Origin of the sequence: Herbaspirillum robiniae (genome assembly GCF_002213415.1) — a bacterium.
GTDB classification, from domain to species: Bacteria; Pseudomonadota; Gammaproteobacteria; order Burkholderiales; family Burkholderiaceae_D; genus Herbaspirillum; species Herbaspirillum robiniae.
In genome coordinates this window covers 79,716-103,858 of the sequence record NZ_NJGU01000014.1, presented here as the reverse complement: position 1 = coordinate 103,858, position 24,143 = coordinate 79,716, and the positions used below count along the sequence as shown (strand labels likewise).

Sequence of the window (24,143 nt, the reverse complement as noted above, 5' to 3'; positions counted from 1 at the left end):
CCGGCCGCACGGGAATTTTCCACAGGGAAATTCCCGTGAGCCAGCCAAGCGGGCCGCGCGACGGGGGCGCGGCGCCTGCCTCAATAGCCGTAGGGGGAGGACTGTTGTTTTTCGCGCGCTTCGCGCTCTATCGTCTGCGCTTGCATGAACGCATCGAAGGAGCGCGCGATGGTGGCCTGCTCGATGTCGCGGGTGATGAACACGATGCGGCTGCGGCGATCCTCGGACGGCCATTCCGGCAGCGTCACGGTGGGGTGGAAGATGTGCTGCACGCCGTGGATCACGGTCGGCTTGTCCTCGCCCTTGAGGTTGAGGATGCCCTTGATGCGCAGGATGTTGGGACCCTTGAAGCCCACCAGCAGGCTCAGCCATTCGTCGAACAGCACCGGGTCGATGGGCTCGTCGAAGCTGAAGCAGAAGGCGCGGATATGGTCGTCGTGACGGTTGACGTCGTGCGCGTGGTCGTCGTGGTGGTGCCCGTGTCCATGTCCGTGATCGTGGTGATGGTGGTCATGGCCGTGATGATGATGGGCGTGTGCCTCTTTCTCCGCGAAGGCCTCTTCGTTGAGCCAGCGCGCCACGTCCGGCATCTTCTCGCCCGGCTTGAACAAACCCGCGTCCAGCAGCTCGGCCGGCGAGATCTTGCCGTGTTGCGGTTGCAGCTGGCGCGCCGTCGGATTGAGCGCGCGCAGGCGCTGCTGCAACGCCTCTAGGCCGGCGGCGTCGGCCAGGTCGGTCTTGGTCAGCAGCAGGCGGTCCGCCACCGCGGCCTGCTGTACGGCCTCGACGTGGTTGTCCAGCGTGGACATGCCGTTGACGGCGTCGACCGTGACGATCACGCCATCCAGGCGATAGCGCGAGGCGATGAAGGCGTCGGTCATCAGCGTATGCAGGATGGGCACCGGCGAAGCCAGGCCGGTGGTCTCGATGACCACGCGGTTGAAGCGGCGCTGGCCGCCTTCGGCGAAACGCCAGGTGATGTCCTTCAGGGTCTTCTTCAGGTCGCCGCGGATGGTGCAGCACAGGCAGCCGCTGCTCATCTCGACCACGGTGTCTTCCTGGCTGTGCGCCACCAGCAGGTGGTCCAGGCCGATCTCGCCGAACTCGTTGATGATGACCAGCGTGTCCTTCATCTCGGGCTGGGCGATCAGGTGGTTCAGCAGCGTGGTCTTGCCGCTGCCGAGGAAGCCGGTCAGCAGCGAAACGGGAATCGGCGCATCGCCGGCGGGTACGGATGGGTTCATGGTCAATGCTCGGGAATTCGGGGATGGATAAGGTGCGTCGCCTCCATGCTACCGCATGCGTCAAGAGGGCCGCGCACCATGAAAAAACGGACCGCGCGGGGTCCGTCTCGGGAATTCTTGCTCGCTCACTCGTTGTCGTGGGCGTCCAGCGGCACCTTGGCCGGGGTCTCTTCGGCCTTGCCCATGCCCGGCAGCAGGTGGCCCAGCTTGCGCGCCTTGGTGCCGAGGTAGCCGATGTTGAACGGATTGTGGTTGGCGATCAGCGGCAGGCGCTCGGCCACCGGGATGCCGTTGTCTTCCAGCGCCTTCACCTTGCGCGGGTTGTTGGTCATCAGGCGCAGGCTGGTGATCTTCAGGTGCGCCAGCATCGGCAGCACGATGGTGTAGCGGCGCATGTCGGCCGGGAAACCCAGGCGCTCGTTGGCCTCTACCGTGTCGGCGCCCTGGTCCTGCAGGTGATAGGCGCGGATCTTGTTCAGCAGGCCGATGCCGCGCCCTTCCTGGCGCAGGTAGAACAGCACGCCGCGGCCTTCCTTGGCGATCTTCTTGAGCGCCGCTTCCAGCTGGGCGCCGCAGTCGCAGCGCTGCGAGAACAGCGCGTCGCCGGTCAGGCACTCCGAATGCACGCGCCCCAGCACCGGCTCGCCGTTGCCGACGTCGCCCAGCGTCAGGGCCAGGTGTTCCTTGCCGGAAACTTCGTCATAGAAGGCATGCAGCTCGAACGTCGCCCACGGCATGGGCAGCTTGCACGAGCTGACGAATTCGAGTTTTTCTTCCGGAACGGCGCCGGGCTGGATCGGTGACGACATGACAACCTGCTTTCAGTACGTATTCGGTGAGCGGATGCGGTGAACCGCGTATCTTACCTTGCGGCCGGGTTTATTTCAGGACCTGCAGATGATGGCGACTATGCGCTTTGCAAGCCGGCCCGGCCCCGGCGGGCACGGCCAGAAACGACTCAGCCCCGCCATGGGCGGGGCTGAACGGGCGATTCAGGCGAAAAACGGATTACACCAATCCATGCGCCTGCTGGTCCGCGTGATAGCTGGAACGCACCATCGCGCCCACGGCGGCGTGCACGAAGCCCATCTTGTAGGCCTCTTCCTCATACATCTTGAAGGTGTCGGGGTGCACGTAACGGCGCACCGGCAAGTGGTCGCCGCTGGGGCTCAGGTACTGGCCGATGGTCAGCATGTCGACGTTGTGCTCACGCATGTCGCGCATGACCTGCAGCACTTCCTCGTCGGTCTCGCCCAGGCCGACCATGATGCCGGACTTGGTCGGCACCTCGGGATGCAGCTCCTTGAAGCGCTTGAGCAGGCTCAGGGAGTACAGATAGTCGGAGCCGGGGCGCGCTTCCTTGTACAGGCGCGGCGCGGTTTCCAGGTTGTGGTTCATCACGTCCGGCGGCGCCATCTTCAGGATTTCCAGCGCGCGGTCCATGCGGCCGCGGAAGTCGGGCACCAGCACTTCGATGCGGGTTTCCGGCGACAGCTCGCGCACGCGGCGGATGCACTCGGCGAAGTGGCCGGCGCCGCCGTCGCGCAGGTCGTCGCGGTCGACGCTGGTAATCACCACGTAGGACAGCTTGAGCTGGGCGATGGTCTTGGCCAGGTTTTCCGGCTCGTTGACGTCAAGCGGATCGGGACGGCCGTGGCCGACGTCGCAGAACGGGCAACGGCGGGTGCACTTGTCGCCCATGATCATGAAGGTCGCGGTGCCCTTGCCGAAGCATTCGCCGATGTTGGGGCAGGAGGCTTCCTCGCACACCGTCACCAGGTTATTGGCGCGCAGGATGTCCTTGATCTCGTAGAAGCGCGTGGTCGGCGAGCCGGCCTTGACGCGGATCCAGTCCGGCTTCTTCAGCTTCTCGGCGGCGACGATCTTGATCGGGATCCAGGCCGTCTTGCCGGCGCCCTTCTGCTTGTCGAGCGGATTGACGCGCGCGGCATTGGCGGCGTTGCTGGAAGGATCTGCTGCTGGAGTGGTTTCGGTAGTCATCTCGGTATTTCCGGCCCGGTACATCTGCGGGCTCAAGCCATGCCCGCGAAGCGGGCGATCAGTTTCTCGGCAAGCAGCGCCTGAACGTCTGCCAGGCGGGCATTCGCGGCGCCCAGGGTCTTCATGTCGACCGTGGCCAGGCCTTCATAGCCACAGGGGTTGATCCAGGAAAACGGCGCCAAATCCATGTCGACGTTGAGCGACACCCCATGGTAGGTGCACCCGTTGCCGCGGATTTTCAAGCCCAGCGCGGCTACCTTGGCGCCCTGCCACGGCCCGTCGGCGGCATAGATGCCCGGCGCGCCCTGCTTGCGTTCACCGGCGAGATTATACGCCGCCAGCACGTCGATCACCGCCTGCTCGATGTTGTGCACGAATTCGCGCGCGAACAGGCGCGCGCCGCTGCGGTGGCGGCGCAGGTCCATCAGCAGGTAGATCACCACCTGGCCGGGGCCGTGGAAGGTGACTTCGCCGCCGCGGTCGGTCTGCACCACCGGGATGTCATGGGGATTCAATACGTGGGCGCGGTCCGCGCCCAGGCCAAGCGTGTAGACCGGAGGGTGTTCGACGATCCACAGCTGGTCGGGGGTATCGGCGGTGCGCGCGTCGGTGTAGGCGCGCATGGCGGCGAAGCTGGCCTCGTAGGGCTCGACGCCGCGCTGCATGACCTGCGGCAGGCCCGGCCTGGCGCCCTGGCCGGGCAGGACGGCGGCAATGGCTGGCGCGGCCTGCTCGCTGGCGGTTTGTATTGCTGTCTGCATGTCCGCCAGTGTAGCGAACTTCCGCCGGCGCCGTCGGCGCGGCAGCGGTTTTGGGGCGAAAACTTGCCCTGGCGGAAACACTTTTCGTTGGATCGGCGCCAAGCGGGTCAGGACCCGTGGCTCAGAACCAGCGGATCAGCCCGCGCGGCAGCAGGCGGGTAATGCGCACCGGCTCCAGCGCGCCGGCATCCCGGGCGGCGGCGCAGCAGGCCGGCGGTGCGGCAGGCGCCGGGCGCTTTGCGCGGCGCGCCAGGGCGCCCGCCAGGCGCGCCCAGAAACCCGGCAGCGGCAGGATCTCGAACTCGGCGCAGCCCCGGACCGCCTCGAATACCGCCAGCCCGCGCCCGTGAAACACGAAATCCCGGCCCGGGCTGAGCCAGACGTCGGCGCCGCCCTCCTCCACCGTCAGCCACACCAGCCCGCAGCGCACCCGCACGCGCACCGGGGATTGCAGCCGGCGGGCCAGGGTCTGGCCGCTCTCCAGGCTCAGCGGTTCTGGTTCATTTGATAATGGAATTTGCATGGCAGGCTCCTTTTCCTGTTGCGCCGGGCAAGCCGCTCCCCTGCCGCGATGCCGGTGCCGGCGCGGCTTTTGGAAGGGATTGCACGGAAATTCGTTGGATTGGAGCCATTGTAGGCAGGACCACACCGGCGACAAAACGATATATATTCGGTTTCTTTGCGAATGGAATTCACAAGGAGCACGCCATGGCCGACCTCAGAAAGCTGCCCAACCTGGCCGCATTGCGCGCCTTCGACGCCGCCGCCCGCTATGAATGCTTCTCGCGCGCGGCCGAAGAGATCCACGTCACGCCCGGCGCCATCAGCCACCAGGTGCGCGCGCTGGAGGAGGAGCTGGGCCTGCAGCTGTTCATCCGCCACGGCAAGCGCATCTCGGTGACCGAGACCGGGCAGCGCTTCGCCGCCACCATCCGCAAGTCGCTCAGCGAGATCGCGCTGGCGGCCGAGCACCTGCGCAGCCTGAACCGGCAGCAGCGGCTGGTGATCTCGAGCACGCCCTCGTTCGCCTCACGCTGGCTGGCGCCGCGGCTGTGGAAGTTCATCGATGCCCATCCCGACGTCGAGGTAGTGCTGCAATCGGGCAGCCACCTGTCCGACCTGCGGCTGGACGGCGTCGATGTCGGCCTGCGCTTCGGGCGCGGCAACTACAGCGGCGTGGTCACCGAAAAGCTGACCGACGACTACTACTACCCGGTGGCCGCCCCCGCCTACCGCGGCCAGCGCGGCAAGAAACTCTCCAAACCCGCCGACCTGGCGCAATGCACGCTGCTGCGCATGGACCAGCGCGAATCCTGGCAGCCGTGGCTGAAGCTGGCCGGGCTGGAACTGGCCGAACCCAGCGGCGGCCTGGTGATCGAGGATTCCTCGCTGACCCTGCGCCAGGCTGCCGACGGCGCCGGCGTCGCGCTGTCGCGGCACATGATCGCCTCGCAGGAGATCGCCGCCGGCGAGCTGGTGCGCCTGTTCGACGTGGCGCTGAAGGCCGACGAGGCCTATTACTTCGTGACCCTGCCGGAGGGCCAGGAAAAGCCGGCCATCGCAGCGTTCAGGAAATGGATCTTCAAGGAAATGAAGCTGTTTCGCGAGACTTCGGGCTGGCCGGGCTAAGCCGGGCCGGAGCCGGCGTTTCGTCCGGGCAAACAAAAACCCGGCGCGCCTTGCGGCTGCGCCGGGTTTCTTTTGGGCGGCGAAGATCAGAGCACGAACTTCACCAGCTCGTGCGAAGACAGCGCGCGGTACAGGTTGTCCAGCTGGGTGCGGCTGGTGGCGCGGATGGTCAGCGTCAGCGACAGGTACTTGCCCTGCGAGGACGGGCGCATCTCGATCTTGCCGGCGTGGAATTCCGGGTCGTGCTCGACCACCAGCTCGACGATGGTCTGGGCGAATTCATCGCGCATGATCCCGACCACCTTGATCGGGAAGTCGCTCGGATACTCGATGAGGGATTCTTCGGCGGAGATAGTAGGCATGGACATGGCAATAGGCGATGGCGTTATCCGCCGGTCGCTCCGTTTTCAATGCACCCAGATGGGGATGAAACGGCCGGCTTCAAGCGGATGGGGTTGTGCGGTTGGGGGATAGCGCATTGTACGCCAAGCCGCCCGCGCAGCGGCCAAAAACGCACATGGGCCGCACCCGGCGGCCCATGCACGGACAGCTTGCCAGACAGCCGGACCAGGCTTACAGGCGCGCCTTGGCGGCCTGGTAGGCGGCGTAGACCTTGGCGAACACCGGGCCGGGACGACCGTTGCCGACCGGCTTGTCGTCCAGCGTCACCACCGGCAGCACTTCCTTGCTGGCCGAGGAGATGATCAGCTCGTCGGCGGCGAACACTTCCTCGCGCGGGATGCGGCGCGCCTCGAAGGCGATGCCCTGCTCGGCGCACAGCTCTTCCATCAGGCCGTAGCGGATGCCTTCCAGGATCAGGTTGTCCTTGGGCGGCGCCGAGATCTTGCCGTCCTTGACCACCCACACGTTGGAAGACGAGGCTTCCGACAGCAGGCCGTCGCGGAACTGGATCGCTTCGGTGACGTTGTGCTCGGCCGCGAACTGCGCCGCCAGCACGTTGCCCAGCAGCGAAGTCGACTTGATCTGGCAGTTCAGCCAGCGGCGGTCTTCCAGCGTCACGCAGGGCACGCCGTTCTCGATGGCCGAGGCCGGCGGCAGCACCATCGGATTGGTCATGATCAGCACGGTCGGCACCACTTCCTTGGGGAAGGCGTGGGCGCGCTTGGCCACGCCGCGGGTGACCTGCAGGTAGATCATCTGGTCGTCCAGGCCGTTGGCCTGCACCACGCGGTCGATCAGGGCCAGCCACCCGCCCTCGTTATGCGGATTTGGAATACCGATGCTGGCGAGGCTGCGGAACAGTCGCGCCAGGTGCTGCGCGCCGCGGAAGGCCTTGCGGCCATACATCGGGATCACTTCGTAGATGCCGTCACCGAAGATGAAACCCCGGTCCAGCACCGGCACGCGGGCTTCGGACAGGGGCGTGAGTTCGCCGTTCAGGTAGACGATGGGATCGTTCATGGTGGTTTTTCCAGGTTGCGGGAATGGGGAAAACGGAGCGGATCTCTTGCCGCCACTCAAAGATTCTCACATGCGCGCAGACGCGAGGTTATGCAAAAACGGTATTGCGCCTGTGCGCTTGCGCGGTTCAATCCACTCCCATTATCCCGCCGCCGGCCAAAGAGCGGAAGGCGCGTGCTATGCCGTCACCGCCCGCAGGGAGGACGCCTCCACGCGGCAGCCCTCGCCGTCGGCGACCGGCACGAACTTCCAGCGCACGCCGTGGAAGCGCGCCAGCGTCTCGCGGTGGGCGATGCTGATCACCGTCACGCCCGGCAGCTCGCGCGGCAAGGCGGCGTAGAGCGCTTCCTCGGTCTCGCCGTCCATGGCGCTGCTGGCCTCGTCCAGGAACAGCCATTGCGGCCGGTTCAGGAACACCCGCACGAAGGCCAGCCGCTGCTGCTCGCCCGGCGACAGCGCCTGGCTCCAGTTGGCCGCCACATCCAGCCGGTCCGCCAGTTGCGGCAGGCGGCACAGCGCGAGATAGCGCGCGATCGCGGCGTCATCGAAGCTGCCTTCGGCGGCCGGGTACGACAGCGCGGCGCGCAGCGTGCCGATGGGCAGGTAGCTGCGCTGCGGCAGGAACATCGCCGGCGCCCCTTCCGGCAGGCCGATGCTGCCGCGTCCGTACGGCCAGACGTCGGCGATGGCGCGGATCAGCGTCGACTTGCCGCTGCCGGACGGGCCGCTGATCAGCACCTGCTCGCCCGACTCCACCCGCGCATCGAGCCCGCGCAGCATCAGCGCGCCGTCCGGCAGCGACAGCTGCAGGCCCTCGATGGTCAGGGCGCTGCCGGCGTGGCGCCTGACCTCGATGGTGCGCGCCATGCCGGCGGCGCGCTCGACGTCGGCGTTGAAACCGGCCAGGCGGTTGATGCTGGCCTTCCATCCGGCCAGGGTGGAAAAGGCGTTGATGAACCACGACAGCGAATCCTGCTCCTGGCCGAAGGCGTCGGCGATCTGCATCATCACGCCCAGCGTGATGGCGCCCGAAAAATAGCGCGGCGCCGACACCAGCATCGGGAAGATGATCGCGAACTGGCCGTAGAAATTGACGGCGATGTTGAGCTTCTTGGTCAGGCGCATGATGTCCCACCAGTTGGCGCGGATGTCGTCCAGGCGCGCGCCCAGCTGCGCACGCTCCTGCGCCTCGCCGCGATACAGCGCCACCGCCTCCGAGTGCTCGCGCACGCGGATCAGGCCGAACCGGTAGTTGGCCTCGAAACGCTCCTGGTTGAAGTTCAGGCCCACCAGCGGCTTGCCGATCCACCACACGATGCCCGAGCCCACCGCCGCGTACACCACGGCGAACCACACCATGTAGCCGGGGATGGTCCACGACTGGCCGAGCGCGGCGAACGACAGCGGTCCGCTGACCGCCCACAGGATATGCACGAAGGAGAACAGCGTGACGCTGCTGGAGATGAAGCCCAGCACCAGCGACAAGGTGTCGGAGGTGAGCGAATGCAGGTCTTCGGCGATGCGCTGGTCGGGGTTGTCCGACAGCCGCCCCTGCTGGCCCTGTTCGATGCGGTAGTAGGCGCGGTGCGCGAGCCACTTGTCCATGTAGCGCTCGCTCATCCAGTAGCGCCAGCGGATCTGCAGCGCCTGCGTCAGGTAGACGCGGTAGATGGCCACCGCGATGAAGACGAAGGCCAGCCCGGAGAACTGCCACAGCAGCGACTTGAACTGCGGATAGTTGCGCGCCTGGAGCACGTCGTACAGGTCGCGGTTCCAGGAGTTCAGCCGCACGTTGATGTAGACCATGCCGAGGTTGAGCGCGAGGATCGCCGCCAGGAGCGCCAGCGCCTTCCACTTCTGCTCGGAAAACCAGAACGGCCTGATCAGGCCCCAGATCTCGGCGCGGCTGGCCTGCACGGCTGGCGGCGCGGTGGCTGACGAAGTGCTGACGGCTTTCATGGCGTAGTCCTGCGATGTTGTTTGCCGTCCAGCTTGCCGCCGCAGACTTAAGCCAGACTTAACGGGCGGCGCGCCCGGGCCCCGGCTTTCGCGCGCGGCAAGAAGCGAGCCGCTGTACCGGTCCCGTCTATCGCGGCGATCAAAACATTCAATCGCCGTCGCCCATTGGCTTCGGGAACTCCGTACCTCATCTGCGCGTTGTTGCAGCTCATCAATTCATCCGAAAGCGAGTGCGGGTAATACCTCCGTATAGTTGGCGGCCCTGATGGCGGCGGCAATAATCGGCGGCACCGACACCCGGTTTCACCAGCGACATATTTTCACCAGCGATATACGCCGGCAACGGCAGACCAATCACTTCAGGGAGCACAAGAACATGAATGCCGTAACCGAACAACGCGCCACATTGAGCGTGGCGGCCAGGCTGGCGCTGAGTTTCGCGCTGGTGTTGGCGATGATGCTGGTGCTGACGGTGCTCAGCATCTCCAAGGTCAATTCCATCGAAGGCAGCCTGACTACCGTCAGCGAAGACAACAACGTCAAGCAGCGCTACGCCATCAACTTCCGCGGCAGCGTGCACGACCGCGCCATCGCCCTGCGCGACCTGACCCTGGTGGGCGACGCCGAGGTGAAGGACGTACTGGCCCAGATCAACAAGCTCGATGCCGACTACCAGCAATCGGCCAAGCCGCTGGACGCGATCTTCGCCGGCGAACGCGGCAAGCAGGTGCGCGCCGAAGAACGCGCCGACCTGGAACGGATCAAGGCCATCGAAGCGCGCGCCATGCCGCTGGCGGCCAGGATCATCGCCGCCCGCAACGCCGGCGACATCGACGGCGCGCGCCAGATGATGCTCACCCAGGCCAAGCCCGCCTTCACCGAGTGGCTGGCCGCGATCAACCAGTTCATCGACCTGCAGGAGAGCATGAGCCAGGCCGAGTCGGCCAAGGCGCGCGCGGTGGCGCACGGCTTCCAGGCCTTCATGCTGGCGCTGCTGGCCGCCGCGCTGGTGGCCGGCGTCGTGCTGGCCACGCTGATCACCCGCTCGATTCGCCGCGCGCTGGGCGCCGAGCCTGACGACGTCAAGCAGCTGGCGTTGGCGGTCGACCGCGGCGAGCTGTACCACGAGGTGGCGCTGCGCAGGAACGACGGCGGCGAGCGCGTGAGCATCATGGCCGCGCTCTCCGAGATGAGCGGCAACCTGCGCGCCACCGTCACCGAAGTGCGCGACGCCGCCGCCGGCGTGGCCACCATCAGCGCCCAGATCGCCGCCGGCAACACCGACCTGTCGGCCCGCACCGAAGACCAGGCCGCCTCGCTGGAAGAAACCGCCTCGGCCATGGAGCAGCTCACCGCCACCGTCAAGCAGAACGACGCCAACGCGCGCCAGGCCAACCAGCTGGCGCACAACGCCTCCGACATCGCCAAGCAGGGCGGCGCCATCGTGGCCGAGGTGGTCGACACCATGGCCGCCATCAACGACTCGTCGCGCAAGATCGTGGACATCATCAGCGTGATCGACGGCATCGCCTTCCAGACCAATATTCTGGCGCTGAACGCGGCGGTGGAGGCGGCGCGCGCCGGCGAACAGGGCCGCGGCTTCGCCGTGGTCGCCACCGAAGTGCGCAACCTCGCGCAGCGCAGCTCAGCCGCCGCCAAGGAAGTGAAACAGCTCATCGACACCTCGGTGGACAACGTCGAGAACGGCACCAAGCTGGTCGAGCAGGCCGGCAGCACCATGCAGCAGATCGTCACCAGCGTGCAGCACGTGACCGACGTGATGGGCGAGATCTCCGCCGCCAGCCACGAGCAGAGCCTGGGCATCGAGGAAGTGCACAAGGCGATCGCGCTGATGGACCAGGTCACCCAGCACAACGCCGCGCTGGTGGAACAGGCCAGCGCCGCCGTGGCTACGCTGCAGGACCAGGCGGTCAACCTGAACCACGCGGTGGGCGTGTTCCAGCTGGAGCCGCCCTCGGCCCTTGCGCCGATGGCCGCCGCGCCATCCAACGTGCTGCCGCTGCGCAGTGTCGACGTCAATCCGGCGCCGGCCCTGGGTGTGAGCGCCAGGGAGCGCGCATATGGCTGAGGCGAACGCACACGCCCTCGCCGTACCGGAAGAAGAACTGCAGCGCCTGGCGGCGCTGCATTCCCTGCACCTGCTCGACAGCGGCGCCTCGGAAGACCTGGACAACATCACCCGCCTGTGCGCCGGCATCTTCGGCGTCACCGGCGCGTATGTGTCGCTGATCGATGCCGAGCGCCAGTGGGTCAAGTCGCAAAGCGGCCCCGACATGTGTGCGCCTTCGCGCGAGCAGTCGTTCTGTCACTACACCGTGGCCCAGCGCGCGGTGATGGTGGTGGAAGACGCGGCCGCCGACCCGCGTTTCGCCGACAACCCGATGGTGACCGGCGCGCCGCACATCCGCTTCTACGCCGGCGCGCCGCTGATCACGCCGGACGGCCACGCCATCGGCGCGCTGTGCGTCACGGCCACCGAAGCGCGCAGCTTCACCCCGGCCCAGCGCAGGCAACTGCAGCAACTGGCCGCGCTGGCGATGTCGCAGATGCTGCTGCGGCGCGCGGTGGGCCGCGTCGACGCGCTGACCGGCATGCCCAACAAATACCAGCTGCAGGAAGACCTGGAGGCGCTGGCGCGCCTGCGCGCGGCGGACGACGATACCGCGGCCACGCCCGGTCCGCGCACGCTGGCCTACATCGACATGCCGGACGCCAACACCGCCTTCGAGATCGCCAGCGTGCTGGGCATGCGCGTCTACGACGACCTGGTGCGCAACGTCGGTGCGCGGCTGCAGCAGATGACGGCCGGCCGCGCCGACGTCTATCACGTCACCGATGCGCGTTTCGCGCTGCTCTCGCATGAAGGGCATGAGCGCGATTTCGCGCAGCAGCTGCGCGAGCTGACGCCGGCGCTGGAACAGCCGGTGCACAGCATGACGCTGCCGCTGAACCTGCCCAGCTACGGCGGCATCGTACGCGTGGAAGCGCAGCGCGAAGCCCTGCTGGACGCGCCGCGCAAGGCCGTGGCGGCCTTGCACGAAGCCTTCACGCGGCAGCGCCGCTGGGCCGACTATGACGCCGATGCCGACGTGCGCCACCAGCGCAGCTTCCGCCTGCTCAACGACATCCCGGAGGCGATCCAATCGGAGCACGGTTTCCAGCTGGCCTACCAGCCAAAACTGGACCTCAAGACCGACGCCTACCACGGCGCCGAAGCGCTGCTGCGCTGGCAGCACCGCGAGCTCGGCGCGATCTCGCCGGCCGAGTTCATCCCGCTGGTGGAGCGCACCGCGCTGATCCGTCCGGTGTCGGACTGGGTGATCACGGCGGCGCTGAAACAGATGGCCGCGTGGCGCGGCGAAGGCATGCACCTGAAGCTGGCGATCAACCTGTCGGCGCCCAACTTCGAGGAAGGCGACATCGTCAAACGCCTGGAACGCGCCTGCATCGAGGCCGACATCGCGCCGGCCATGGTGGAGATCGAATGCACCGAAGGGCTGTGGATGCAAAGCCCGGCGGTGCTGAAGATGCTGCACGAGATCCGCGCGCTGGGCATGGGCCTGGCGCTGGACGACTTCGGCACCGGCTACAGCAACTTCGCCTACCTGCAGCAAGTGCCGGCGTCGGTGGTCAAGATCGACCAGTCGCTGATCCGCAACCTCGACGTCAGCCCGCGCGACCGCCGCATCGTGCAGTCGTTGATCGCGCTGGCCAAGGAGCTGGACTACCGCATCGTGGCCGAGGGCGTGGAAACCGCGCAGACGCTGCAGATGATCCGCGACTGGGGCGTGGACGAAGCCCAGGGTTATTACCTGGCCCGCCCGCTGGCTCCCGCCGCCTTCGCCAGCCATGTGCGCAGCGCGGCGACCACGATGCTGCAGTAACGCGCCTCAGAAGCCTGCGCGCAGTTCGGCGAACAGGTTCTGCTCCTTCAGGCGGCCGCCATGCTGCTCATCGCGCTGGTTGGCGGCGTTGGTGAAATTGTTGCGGCCGGTCCGGTATTGGCCCAGGTCCACGTAGCGGTAACCCATGCCCAGCGTGAATGTCTTGTCGAGCCGGTAGTCGACGCCGGCGGTGGCGCTCCAGGCCAGGTTGTTGCGGCTCTCGCTGCCGAAGCGGCGGGTGGTCGCATTCTGATAGCCTTCGGCCTCGATGCGCGACCAGCCCAGGCCCAGGCCGCCATAGAGGCTGAAGCGCTGGCTCAGCGCGAAGTCCTTGTAGACGTTGAACATGAGGCGCTGCGAGCGCGTTTCGATCACGTTGCGGCTGGCGCCGACGAAGCCGTTGGCCGGGTTCCGGAAGCGCCACTGGGTGTCGAAGCTGGAATTCACCGGCGCCGCATATTCCGCCTCCAGGCGCCAGCCGCCGGGCAGTTGCCGGCCCAGGGCCAGCGATCCGCTGAGCCTGTCGGTGCTGTCGGGATCGCGCGTGATGCCCTGCGCGCGCGGACTATAGCGCTGCTGGCCGGAGATTTCCTGATGCGCGTTCTGCATGCGCGCCGCGACGTAATAATCGTTCGACGTCTCCTGCGCGCCTGCGGCGCCGGCGATGAAGAAGATCGCCAGCGCGACCGGACCGATGTGTTTCATGTTCTGCCTTTCTTGGTGGGGAAAATCGAAGGCAGGAATTATTGGCCGGTGGCGGTGTGAATAAACTGGCGTGACGGCGACTCTCGGCAGATTCAGAAAAAAATCGACGATTGAAGCAAGGCGACCCAAACAACAATGGAGCGCGCCCTCCCTCAATTGCGAGAAACGGCTTAGAGCTCGCCGAGCATCTCGCTGACGAAGCGCCGCATCGTCTCTTCCCTCGCCCGGGCCATCGCCGCGCCGGCGGCGGTCTGGAATCCCTCTGACAACCTGAACAGCTTGGCCGGGAAATGATCGAGCGCGTAGCGGCGGTCATCCAGCGCGCGACCGGCGGCTTGCGGGTCGGCCGCGTCGTACAGCGACGAACCCATGCGCCCCGCGGTGTAGAAGCAGCGCGCCACGCCGATGGCGCCGATGGCATCCAGGCGGTCGGCGTCCTGCAGGATTTTCGCCTCCGGCGAACGCGGCGCAATCGCCGCCGAGAAGCTGTGCGCCTCGACCGCGTGGGCGACCTCGGCGGCCTGTTCCGCGCTCCACCCCAATGCCTGCAATATGCCGGCCGCCTGTCGCCCGGAGAGCGTCGAGGCCTGGCTGCGCAGCGGCGAATTCTTTTCCACCCGGACGCAATCGTGCAACAGGACCGCCGCCAGCAGCAGGCGCAGGTCGCCGCCCTCCTGCGCCTGCAGGCGGCGCACGTTGTTCCACACGCGCACCAGGTGCGAGATGTCGTGCGAACCGTCGCCGGCGTCGTCCATGACGTGCGGCAGCAGTTCGGCGGCGAGCGCTTCGAAGGGGGAGAAGGCGGCGAGGTGGCGGGAGATGTCCATGGGCGATCCGGTAACAGGCACGGCAGTATGCCGCAAACCCGCGCCGGCGATTGGATACGATGGCGCGCCGGGCGTATGACGATTGCGCCGGCCGACATGATGCCAGCCCGACAATTCGGATTTGCCGACAAGTGTTTTTCAGCCGCCCGGCACACAGGACAGCGCCCGATATGAGATGATTCTGCTTCATCTCCTCTTCATCACGCCTTCGGCACGGCAAGCGCCGGCCGGGGTACAAGAAGAGCTTTTGCTTCGTTGCCGGCCAGGCCCATGGACCATGATAGCGATCTCCTAATCGCACCGGTCCGCCGGCCGCATCATGAATACGCGCACCGGTCATCCCGTCCGGCTCAGTCCTCCGGCGCGCACGATAGAAACTGACGCCCGCGCGGCCCCGCCGCCGACTGTCCCGTTCCCGCACGGGCATCGGCGCCCCCGTCGCCGCCGGTTTTTTGTGGAGTTTGCATGTTCGCCTGGTTTGAAAAACTGGTTCACCCCTATCCGGAATCGCACCCGATGCCGCCGCCGCGCGGCTTCGCGCACTTCATCTGGTCCTGTACCAAGGGCGTGCGCCCCTACATTGCCGCCATGACGCTGATGACGGCCATCATCGGCGTGTTCGAGGCGCTGTTGTTCGCCATGATGGGCCGCATCGTCGACTGGCTGGCCAAGGTCGAACCGTCGCAGCTGTGGTCGCAGGAAGGCCATACGTTGCTGTGGCTGACGCTGGTGCTGGCCGGCAGCCCGCTGCTGATCGCGCTGCAGACGCTGTACAAGCACCAGACCCTGGCCGGCAATTTCCCCATGCTGCTGCGCTGGAATTTCCATCGGCTGATGCTCAGCCAGAGCATGAGCTTCTACCAGAACGAGTTCGCCGGCCGGGTCGCCACCAAGGTGATGCAGACCGCATTGGCGGTGCGCGACTTCTGCATGATCGTGGGCGACATCCTGGTCTTCATCGGCATCTACTTCATCACGCTGATCGGCGTGGTGGGCGGCTTCGACGTCCTGATGCTGGTGCCCTTCTTCGTCTGGCTGGGCGCCTTCGCGCTGGCCATGCGCTACTTCGTGCCGCGCCTGTCCAAGGTGGCGCGCAACCAGGCCGACGCGCGCTCGCTGATGACCGGCCGCATCACCGACGCCTACACCAACATCGCCACCGTGAAGCTGTTCTCGCACGCCGGCCGCGAGGCCGACTATGCGCGCAGCGCCATGCGCGAATTCCTCACCACGGTGAACCGCCAGATGCGCCTGGTGTCGGGCTTCGAGATCGTCAACCACGCGCTGAACATGATCCTGATCATCGGCACCACCGGCGTGTCGCTGTACCTGTGGACCGAGGGCCGCGTGGGCATCGGCGCGGTCGCCGCCGGCACCGCCATGGCGCTGCGCCTGAACGGCATCGCGCACTGGGTGATGTGGGAAATGTCGGCGCTGTTCGAACACGTGGGCACGGTGCAGGACGGCATCAACACGCTCTCGCGCGCGCACGACGTGAAGGACGCCGACGACGCGCAGCCGCTGAAGGTGAAGGACGGCGAGCTGCGTTTCGAGAACGTCAGCTTCAGCTACGGCGGCGCCTCGCCGCGCCCGGTGGTGGACAAGTTGAACCTGGTGATGCGTCCCGGCGAGAAGATCGGCCTGGTGGGCCGCTCCGGCGCCGGCAAGTCGACCATCGTCAACCTGCTGCTGCGCTTCTACGACATCGAGGGCGGCCGCATCCTGATCGACGGCCAGGACATCGCCCACGTCACGCAGGACAGCCTGCGCGCGCAGATCGGCATGGTCACGCAGGACACGTCGCTGCTGCACCGCTCGGTGCGCGACAACATCCTCTACGGCCGTCCCGACGCCGGCGACGCCGAGATGGTCCACGCCGCCGAACGCGCCGAAGCGCACGGCTTCATCGGCAGCCTGGCCGACGCCAAGGGCCGCACCGGCTACGACGCCCACGTCGGCGAACGCGGCGTGAAGCTCTCCGGCGGCCAGCGCCAGCGCATCGCGATTGCCCGCGTGATGTTGAAGGACGCGCCCATCCTGCTGCTGGACGAAGCCACCAGCGCGCTGGACTCGGAAGTCGAAGCCGCGATCCAGACCAGCCTGTACAAGCTGATGGAAGGCAAGACGGTCGTGGCCATCGCGCACCGCCTCTCCACCATCGCCGCGATGGACCGCCTGATCGTGCTCGACCAGGGCCGCATCATCGAACAAGGCACGCACAGCGAACTGCTGGCCGCCAACGGCCTGTACGCGCGCCTTTGGGCACACCAGAGCGGCGGGTTCCTGGGCGAGGAAGATGATGAGCCGGCCGAGGCTGTGGCCTGAGCGTTGAGTGGTTGGCAGAAGAGCCCCGTCGGTTGACGGGGCTTTTTTTTGCGCGCGTGAATGGGTGTGGATAAGAGAAGGTTTCGGGGTTCGTCTTGCCGGGGGCTGTGGACAGATTTGTCCGATGCGGCGGCATGCGCGCCGACTTCGATACGCCGCGTTGCGGCGACTCAGTCCGAACGGCTTCCGTGGGACGCGACGAACGACACTGGATCCCGGCCTTCGCCGGGATGACGGATTAAATTGGATAGCGAGCCTGCGCATCGATATCGCAGTGGGGCGCAACCTCGCGGATGAGATCGGCAATCGGCGGAGTGATGAAGACGGTGCGTACGCGTCCATGTGCAATAGACGAGAAGAAGAAGAAGAAGAAGAAGAAGAAGAAGAAACGAAAAACAGCGCCCCACGCCCCCGAAGCCGAAGGCGAGCAGCAAGCCCCGCGATGCCGCAGGCGAGCCGGTAACGATTTCCCCTTGGGAGCCAGCCGCCGGAGCGCGCTGAAAAATGGATCAGCAAGACAGTCGAGCGAAGCGACTCTGTCTTGCCCATTTTTCAGCGCGCTCCGGCGGGAACCCCGCAGGGGCTGGATCTTAGGGGCCGCCTTCTTTTGCTTACTTTTCTTGGCGGAGCAAGAAAAGTGAGCGGCTGCCGGGCCGCCCCCGGCGCTCCCTTCCGACCGGAGAAAGATAAGCACAGAGCCGGTACACCGACACGCAGCAAGACCAGACTACCCACCACCACCACCACCACCACCAACAACAACCAACATCACCCCTCAACCAAAGAAAGAATCCCCCAGCAACATATCCTCAAAAAACGCCCCAAACGCCTCCGAAGGATGCCGCAAATGAATCTCCAATATCCATCGCACCGGCAACGGCGCACCATCAAACTCAGCCAGCGATCCTGTATGAATCGCCGCATGCGGAAAGTCAGAAACCCGATGCCCCGGCAAATCGAAATTCAACACCCAGCCCCGCGCCAGCGCCCACTGCTTGCCATGCTCGTAGAGCTGGCGCCCGGTCAAGCCGTCGCGCGCCCAGATCCCGCGCAACTCATGGAACAAGGCCTCGGCATCGGCCGCGCACCGTTCATACTCATCGTGCTTGCCCACCACGAACGACGCCCCGCCATCGCCTTCGAACGCATCCATGCGCGGCGCGATGTCGATGAAGAAGATATCGTTCTCGCCCAGCACGATCCCGGGCTCCGACGCCAGGCGCATGGGCTTGACCGTATTGCGCCCGAAGCGCACCCGCGTCGGATGCCACGACAGAGCAAGCCCGGCGTCGCGCAATACGCCCTTGGCCATTTCCACCGCGTCTTCTTCCACCATGCCCGGCCGCACCCGCGCGGCGATCTCGGCAATCGCGCGGCGCGTGCCGTTGCGTGCGGCCAGCATGCCGTCCACGGAAAAGGCGGGGCCGACGCGTTCGGCCTGTTCGAGTTGCTGTTGCCGGCTGGCGGGTGCGCCTTGCATGACGGGCTCCTGGATCGTTGAAGGGATGCCGTCATTATCGGAAGCCGCGCGCACGCCGGCCAGCGCCGCATGGAGACGATTCCTGCCAGCGTGAAGCCGAATCCTGCCAGCCCCGGCAGGCGCGCCCAGGAAGCGTATGATCTGCGCCATCGCATGCCTCCCGGAGTCCTCGCCCACCATGCCCACGGTATCTCTGCTGGCCTTTCCCGGCGTGCAATCGCTGGACGTGTCCGGCCCCCTCGACGTGTTCGCCGAAGCCAACCGCTTCCTGCTGCCGCAGGCGCATTACCGCCTGCAGGTGATCGGTGCGGGCGCGCCCGGGGAGAACGGCGCCCTCGCCTGTTCCAACGGCATGCTCATCACCGCGCACCGTCATTTCAGCCAAACCGAAGACGCGGCCGACCTGCTGCTGGTGGCCGGCGGCCCGGTGCTGGTCAAGCAGGCGCCGGACGCTGCGCTGGGCGCGTGGCTGCAGCGCCAGGCCGCGGCCTCGGTGCGCTTCGGCTCGATCTGCAACGGCGCCTTCCTGCTGGCGCGCGCGGGGCTGCTGGACGGCAAGCGCGTCACCACGCATTGGGATGACGCCGCCGCGCTGGCGCAGCAATTTCCGCATATCAGGCTGGAGGCCGACCGCATCTGGCTGCGCGACGGCAAGCTCTGGACCTCGGCCGGCGTGACCGCCGGCATCGACCTGTCGCTGGCACTGCTGGCGCAGGACGCGGGCCAGGAAGTCGCGCTCAACGTGGCCAAGCGGCTGGTGGTGTTCATGCAGCGCAGCGGCGGGCAGTCGCAATTCAGCCCCTACCTCACACCCTACGCGGAAGAGACCTCGCTGGTGGGCCGCGTGCAGCAATACGTGCTGGCGCATCTCGACGAGCGGCTGACGGTGGACACGCTGGCGCAGCTGACGGCGACCAGTCCGCGCAACTTCGCGCGCGTGTTCGCCCGCAATGCGCAGATGACGCCGGCCGAGTTCATCGAGCGCGCCCGCGTCGACGCCGCGCGCTCCATGCTGGAACGCTCCGCGCTGCCGCTCAAGAGCGTGGCCATGCGCTGCGGTTTTCGCGACGCCGGCCACCTGCGCCAGGTGTTCCAGAAACGACTGGGTACCAGCGCGCAGCAATACCGCGACAGCTTCTGCGCCGCGCCGTCCGAGCCCTCATCCTGATAAGCTAGGCCCACCCGACACCACGGCATACATCACCATGCTCAACAACCTCGCCCGCAAGCTCGACCTGACCACGCTGCGCCTGTTCGCCGCGGTGCAGGAGGAAGGCACGCTCACCCGCGCGGCGGCGCGCGAGGCGATCGCGGTCTCGGCCGCCAGCAAGCGGCTGGTGGAGCTGGAAGAGGCGATCGGCATGCCGCTGTTCGTGCGCCACGCGCGCGGCATGGAACTGACCGCCGCCGGCGAGACGCTGTTCTCGCACGCGCGGCGCGTGCTGCTGTCGGTGGATGCGATCGGCCACGAGCTGGCCGAGCATGCGCAGGGCGTGCGCGGCTACGTGCGCATGGTGGCCAACCTGTCGGCCATCGTGGAGTTCCTGCCGGAAGACCTGATGCTGTTCTCGCGCCTGCACGAGCAGGTCAAGCTCGACCTCGAAGAGCGCCCCAGCGGCAGCGTGGTCAAGGGCGTGGCCGACGGTTGGGCGGACCTGGGCATCTGCTCCGGCGAGGCCGACACCGGCGACCTGCAGACCGAACTCTACCGGCGCGACCATGTGGTGCTGGTGATGGGCGCATCGCATCCGCTGGCGCGCAGGAAGCATGTGTCCTTCGAAGAGTCGCTGGATTACGACCACGTCGGCCTGCATGCCGACAGCTCCATCAACCAGCGCACCCATCTCGCCGCGCGCAGCTCGGGCAAGCCGCTGAAGATGCGCATCCACGTGCCCGGCTTCGACGCCGTGTGCCGCATGGCGCAGGCCGGCATGGGGCTGGGCGTGATCCCGGCCGGGGTGTTCGAGGCGATCGGCCGGCCGCTCGGCCTGGCGGCGGTGGCCATCGACGAGCCCTGGGCGCACCGCGAGCTGCGCATCGTGGTGCGCCATGCCGACGCGCTCTCGCCGGTGTCGCGCGCGCTGTTCGATTTCCTGCGCGGCGCCGAAGAGCGCGCCACGCCGGCGCCCTCCGCGCGCAAACCCCGCGCCCGCAAATAGCGGCAGCATGCGAGCGTTCGCCAACCGCGAACGCTGCTTGCCGAAATGCGGTTGGACGTTCTCCGCCGTCTTTTTCTATCCTGCCGTGACAGGAAGAAGGAGACAAAGATGAGTGGACCTCTCAAAGGCATCCGCGTCATCGAAATCGGCACCCTCATCGCCGCGCCGTTCGCCGCGCGCATGATGGCCGAGTTCGGCGCGGAAGTGATCAAGATCGAAGCCCCGGTGCACGGGGATCCCATCCGCAAATGGCGCAAGCTGCACGAGGGCACCTCGCTGTGGTGGTACCTGCAGTCGCGCAACAAGAAATCGCTGTCGGTGAACCTGAAGTCGGCCGAGGGCATCGCCCTGATCGGCCGCCTCGCGGCCGAAGCCGATGTGCTGATCGAGAACATGAAACCCGGCGCGCTGGAAAACATCGGCCTGGGCTGGGACGTGCTGCATGCGCTGAACCCGAAGCTGACGCTGGTGCGCATCTCGGGTTACGGCCAGACCGGCCCGTACAAGGATCGACCCGGCTTTGGCGCCATCGGCGAGGCCATGGGCGGCATGCGCTACACCACCGGCGAGCCCGACGGCGTGCCGGCGCGCGCCGGCGTGAGCCTGGGCGACTCGCTGGCCTCGCTGCACGGCGTGATCGGTGCGCTGATGTCGCTGTTGCGCGTGAAGACCGGCCAGGGCGAAGGCCAGGTGGTCGACGTTTCGCTGGTGGAGAGTGTGTTCAACCTGATGGAAAGCACCGTGCCCGAATACGACCTGCTGGGCCACGTGCGCGAGCGCAGCGGCGGCGCCCTGCCCGGCATCGCGCCCTCCAATACCTATCCGACGCGCGACGGCAGCTTCGTCGTCATCGCCGGCAACAGCAACCCCATCTTCAAGCGCCTGATGCACACCATCGGCCGCGCCGACCTGGCCGACGATCCGGCGCTGGAGCACAACGACGGCCGCGTGCAACAGGTGGCGCTGCTGGACGCGGCGATTGCCGGCTGGACCTCGGCGCACACCATCGCCGAGGTGCTCGATGCGCTGGAGCAGGCCGGCGTGCCGTCCGGTCGCATCTATTCGGTGGCCGACATCGTGGCCGATCCGCACTACCAGGCGCGCGACATGATCCTCGCGGCGCGCCTGCCCGACGGCGTGGAAGTGAAGATGCCGGGCATCGTGCCCAAGCTCTCCGACACGCCGGGCGAAGTGCGCTGGCAAGGCCCGCCGCTGGGCCAGCACACCGGCGAGATCCTGGCCGGACTGGGCTTTGACGACAACGAGATCGCACGCCTGCGCGAACAGGGGGTGGTGCAATGAACGCCAGCCATTCCGATCGCCTGATCGTGCAGGAGGTCGCACCGCGCGACGGCCTGCAGATCGAACCGACCTGGGTCGCGACGACCGACAAGATAGCGCTAGTGGACGGCTTGTCGCAAGCCGGCTTCACGCGCATCGAAGCCGGCTCCTTCGTCTCGCCCAAGGCCATCCCGGCGCTGCGCGACGGCGAGGACGTGTTTCGCGGCATCGCCCGCCGCGTGGGCGTGACCTACGTCGCGCTGGTTCCCAACCTGAAAGGCGCGCAGCGCGCCATTGCCGCCGGCGCCGATGAGATCAACCTGGTGATGTCGGCCAGCCAGACCCACAATCGCGCCAACATGCGCATGAGCTGCGAGGCTTCGCTGGCGGGCTTCGGCGAGATCGTCGCCTTCGCCGCGCAGCATCCGGTCTCGCTCAATGCCACGGTGGCTACCACCTTCGGGTGTCCGTTCGAGGGCAGGATAGATGAAGACCGCGTGCTGGAGATCGTCGCGCATTACCTCGCGCTGGGCATTCCCAACGTGACGCTGGCCGACACCACCGGCATGGCCAACCCGGTGCAGGTCAGGCGCATCGTCACGCGCGCGCTCGCGCTGCTGCCGGCCTGTGCCCTCACGCTGCATTTCCACAATACGCGCGGGCTGGGACTGGTCAACGTGCTGGCCGCGTATGAGGCCGGCGCGCGCCGCTTCGACGCCGCGCTGGGCGGACTGGGCGGCTGCCCGTTCGCGCCCGGCGCCTCCGGCAACATCTGCACCGAGGACCTGGTGAACCTGTGCGACGAGGTCGGCATCGACACCGGCATCGACCTGCCACACCTGATCGCCATGTCGCGCCGGCTGCCGGCATTGCTGGGACATGAAGTGCCGGGCCAGGTGGCGAAGGCGGGGCGCAACTGCGACCTGCATCCCGTCCCGGCCGCGTTGCAGGCCGCCTGACAGCCACGCATCACAACAAGAAGAGAAGATCACCGGCCGCGCCCAGCGCGCGCCGGCAAGCCGTCCTTACGCCGTCAATTTCAACAAGGAGACAAGCAAGATGAGCACCCACGCCGCCGCGGATCTGCCGCGCCAATCCACCGCCGCACAAGCGCCGTCCTCGGACGTCGGCGCCATCGTGCGCCGCGCCACCTGGCACATCATGCCGCTGATCATGATCTGCTACCTGTTCGCCTTCTTCGACCGCATCAACATCAGCTTCGCCAAGTTCCAGCTGCAGGGCGACCTCGGCCTGTCCGACACCGCCTACGGCCTGGGCGCGAGCCTGTTCGTGGTGGGCTATGTGCTGTTCGAAGTGCCCAGCAACATGTTCCTCTACAAGGTCGGCGCGCGCCGCTGGATCGCGCGCATCATGATCTCCTGGGGGCTGGCGACGGCGGCCATGGTGTTCGTCACCAGCGAGTGGCAGTTCTACGGATTGCGCTTCATCATCGGCGCCATGGAGGCCGGCTTCGCGCCCGGCGTGCTGTACTACCTGACGCTGTGGTTCCCCAACAGCCATCGCGGCCGCATCACCTCCATGCTGTTCCTGGCCTCGGCCTTCGCCGGCCTGATCGGCGCGCCGGTCTCGGGCATGATCCTGGGCCACCTGGAAGGTGTGATGGGCATCCGCGGCTGGCACTGGCTGTTCATGCTGGGCGGCCTGCCCTGCATCCTGCTGGGCCTGGTGGTGCTGCGCCAGCTGAAGGACCGCATCGAGGACGCGCACTGGCTTTCGCCGGCCGAGCAGCAGACGCTGTCGGCGCATGTCTCTTCGCCGGCGCGCCATGAGCGCGGCCACTCGCTGCTGTCGGCGATCAAAACGCCAGGCTTCCTGATGCTGGGCCTGGTGTACTTCCTGATCCAGGTCGCGTCCTACGGGCTGAACTTCTGGGCGCCGCACCTGATCCGCACCGCCGGCACCCAGAACCCGACCATCATCGGCCTGCTGACCGCGGTGCCCTACATCTGCGGTGCCATCGCCATGATCGTGGTGGGCCGCCTGTCGGATGCGCGCGGCGAGCGCCGCCGCTTCGTCATCGGCCTGCTGGCGCTGGCCACCATCGGCTTCTTCGCCGCCGGCATATTCGAGAAGCAGACCGCGCTGCTGATCGCGGCGCTGGGCGTGATGGGCGCGGGCGTGGTCGCTTCGATCCCGGCGTTCTGGGCGCTGCCGCCCAAGCTGGTGACGGGCGCCGGCGCGGCGGCCGGCATCGCGCTGATCAACACGCTGGGTCAGCTGGGCGGCATCGTCAGCCCGGTGATGGTGGGCCGCATCCGCGACGTCACCGGCAGCACCACGCCGGCGTTGTATGCGATCGGCGGCATGACCATCCTGTGCATGCTGTTGCTGATGTTCGCGATGCCGGCGAGCTTGCGCGAGAAGGAGTGAAGGCGCGGGAGATCTTGCGTGAATAATTGTTTATACAATTTTTGCAGTGGATAA

General features: G+C 66.8%; 20 protein-coding genes. 9 read left to right on the top strand and 11 right to left on the bottom strand.

Annotated features, from left to right (window positions below):
- Positions 1–80: 80 nt before the first annotated feature.
- The 5 genes from CEJ42_RS21680 to CEJ42_RS21660 all read right to left on the bottom strand — a co-directional run bounded on the left by CEJ42_RS21680 (position 81) and on the right by CEJ42_RS21660 (position 4,529).
- Positions 81–1,244 (bottom strand): CobW family GTP-binding protein, encoded by a 1,164-nt coding sequence (locus tag CEJ42_RS21680; RefSeq protein ID WP_088752533.1) that lies wholly within the window; start codon positions 1,242–1,244, stop codon positions 81–83.
- Positions 1,245–1,369: 125 nt separating this feature from the next.
- Positions 1,370–2,053 carry a GTP cyclohydrolase II gene (gene ribA, locus CEJ42_RS21675; protein ID WP_088752505.1) on the bottom strand — a complete coding sequence of 228 codons (684 nt, stop codon included), beginning with the start codon at positions 2,051–2,053 and terminating at the stop codon, positions 1,370–1,372.
- A 199-nt stretch (positions 2,054–2,252) separates the two neighbouring features.
- Positions 2,253–3,245 carry a lipoyl synthase gene (lipA, locus tag CEJ42_RS21670; protein WP_088752504.1) on the bottom strand — a complete coding sequence of 331 codons (993 nt, stop codon included), beginning with the start codon at positions 3,243–3,245 and terminating at the stop codon, positions 2,253–2,255.
- Positions 3,246–3,277: 32 nt separating this feature from the next.
- On the bottom strand, positions 3,278–4,006 hold the full coding sequence (lipB, locus tag CEJ42_RS21665) for a lipoyl(octanoyl) transferase LipB (RefSeq protein ID WP_420840791.1): 729 nt from the start codon (positions 4,004–4,006) through the stop codon (positions 3,278–3,280).
- Positions 4,007–4,127: 121 nt separating this feature from the next.
- On the bottom strand, positions 4,128–4,529 hold the full coding sequence (locus CEJ42_RS21660; RefSeq protein WP_088752503.1) for a DUF2917 domain-containing protein: 402 nt from the start codon (positions 4,527–4,529) through the stop codon (positions 4,128–4,130).
- A 185-nt stretch (positions 4,530–4,714) separates the two neighbouring features.
- Between CEJ42_RS21660 and gcvA the strand changes: the two genes are divergently transcribed.
- On the top strand, positions 4,715–5,635 hold the full coding sequence (gcvA, locus tag CEJ42_RS21655) for a transcriptional regulator GcvA (RefSeq protein WP_079217443.1): 921 nt from the start codon (positions 4,715–4,717) through the stop codon (positions 5,633–5,635).
- 86 nt (positions 5,636–5,721) lie between these two features.
- Here gcvA and CEJ42_RS21650 read toward each other — a convergent pair whose 3' ends face one another.
- The 3 genes from CEJ42_RS21650 to CEJ42_RS21640 all read right to left on the bottom strand — a co-directional run bounded on the left by CEJ42_RS21650 (position 5,722) and on the right by CEJ42_RS21640 (position 9,016).
- Positions 5,722–6,003 (bottom strand): HP0495 family protein, encoded by a 282-nt coding sequence (locus CEJ42_RS21650; protein ID WP_088752502.1) that lies wholly within the window; start codon positions 6,001–6,003, stop codon positions 5,722–5,724.
- 205 nt (positions 6,004–6,208) lie between these two features.
- Positions 6,209–7,057 (bottom strand): D-amino acid aminotransferase, encoded by an 849-nt coding sequence (locus tag CEJ42_RS21645; protein WP_088752501.1) that lies wholly within the window; start codon positions 7,055–7,057, stop codon positions 6,209–6,211.
- 177 nt (positions 7,058–7,234) lie between these two features.
- Complete coding sequence (locus CEJ42_RS21640) at positions 7,235–9,016, bottom strand: ABC transporter ATP-binding protein/permease (protein ID WP_088752500.1); 1,782 nt, start codon at positions 9,014–9,016, stop codon at positions 7,235–7,237.
- A gap of 376 nt (positions 9,017–9,392) precedes the next feature.
- Between CEJ42_RS21640 and CEJ42_RS21635 the strand changes: the two genes are divergently transcribed.
- Both CEJ42_RS21635 and CEJ42_RS21630 read left to right on the top strand, forming a co-directional pair.
- Positions 9,393–11,105, top strand: coding sequence for a methyl-accepting chemotaxis protein (locus CEJ42_RS21635; RefSeq protein ID WP_088752499.1), 1,713 nt, complete (start codon positions 9,393–9,395; stop codon positions 11,103–11,105).
- Positions 11,098–12,921 carry a sensor domain-containing phosphodiesterase gene (locus tag CEJ42_RS21630; RefSeq protein WP_088752498.1) on the top strand — a complete coding sequence of 608 codons (1,824 nt, stop codon included), beginning with the start codon at positions 11,098–11,100 and terminating at the stop codon, positions 12,919–12,921. Before CEJ42_RS21635 ends, CEJ42_RS21630 begins: the two co-directional genes overlap by 8 nt.
- A gap of 6 nt (positions 12,922–12,927) precedes the next feature.
- Here CEJ42_RS21630 and CEJ42_RS21625 read toward each other — a convergent pair whose 3' ends face one another.
- Positions 12,928–13,626, bottom strand: coding sequence for an outer membrane protein (locus CEJ42_RS21625; RefSeq protein WP_088752497.1), 699 nt, complete (start codon positions 13,624–13,626; stop codon positions 12,928–12,930).
- A gap of 170 nt (positions 13,627–13,796) precedes the next feature.
- Positions 13,797–14,453 carry an HD domain-containing protein gene (locus tag CEJ42_RS21620; RefSeq protein ID WP_088752496.1) on the bottom strand — a complete coding sequence of 219 codons (657 nt, stop codon included), beginning with the start codon at positions 14,451–14,453 and terminating at the stop codon, positions 13,797–13,799.
- 465 nt (positions 14,454–14,918) lie between these two features.
- Here CEJ42_RS21620 and CEJ42_RS21615 point away from each other — a divergent pair, with 465 nt between their 5' ends.
- The gene (locus tag CEJ42_RS21615; RefSeq protein WP_079217435.1) at positions 14,919–16,778 is read left to right on the top strand and encodes an ABC transporter ATP-binding protein; all 1,860 of its coding nucleotides are present in this window, start codon (positions 14,919–14,921) and stop codon (positions 16,776–16,778) included.
- Between the two features lie 775 nt (positions 16,779–17,553).
- Here CEJ42_RS21615 and CEJ42_RS21610 read toward each other — a convergent pair.
- Positions 17,554–18,258: a M24 family metallopeptidase gene (locus CEJ42_RS21610; RefSeq protein ID WP_088752531.1), complete on the bottom strand. Its 705-nt coding sequence runs from the start codon at positions 18,256–18,258 to the stop codon at positions 17,554–17,556.
- Between the two features lie 178 nt (positions 18,259–18,436).
- Here CEJ42_RS21610 and CEJ42_RS21605 point away from each other — a divergent pair, with 178 nt between their 5' ends.
- The 5 genes from CEJ42_RS21605 to CEJ42_RS21585 all read left to right on the top strand — a co-directional run bounded on the left by CEJ42_RS21605 (position 18,437) and on the right by CEJ42_RS21585 (position 24,089).
- Complete coding sequence (locus CEJ42_RS21605) at positions 18,437–19,426, top strand: GlxA family transcriptional regulator (protein ID WP_088752495.1); 990 nt, start codon at positions 18,437–18,439, stop codon at positions 19,424–19,426.
- A gap of 37 nt (positions 19,427–19,463) precedes the next feature.
- A complete protein-coding gene (locus CEJ42_RS21600) occupies positions 19,464–20,417 on the top strand; it encodes a LysR substrate-binding domain-containing protein (protein ID WP_079217433.1) in 954 nt (317 codons plus the stop codon).
- Positions 20,418–20,525: 108 nt separating this feature from the next.
- Positions 20,526–21,719, top strand: a complete 1,194-nt coding sequence (locus CEJ42_RS21595) for a CaiB/BaiF CoA transferase family protein (RefSeq protein WP_088752494.1) — start codon at positions 20,526–20,528, stop codon at positions 21,717–21,719.
- Positions 21,716–22,657, top strand: a complete 942-nt coding sequence (locus tag CEJ42_RS21590; RefSeq protein ID WP_088752493.1) for a hydroxymethylglutaryl-CoA lyase — start codon at positions 21,716–21,718, stop codon at positions 22,655–22,657. Before CEJ42_RS21595 ends, CEJ42_RS21590 begins: the two co-directional genes overlap by 4 nt.
- Positions 22,658–22,757: 100 nt before the next feature.
- Positions 22,758–24,089, top strand: a complete 1,332-nt coding sequence (locus CEJ42_RS21585) for an MFS transporter (protein ID WP_088752492.1) — start codon at positions 22,758–22,760, stop codon at positions 24,087–24,089.
- Positions 24,090–24,143 lie beyond the last annotated feature (54 nt).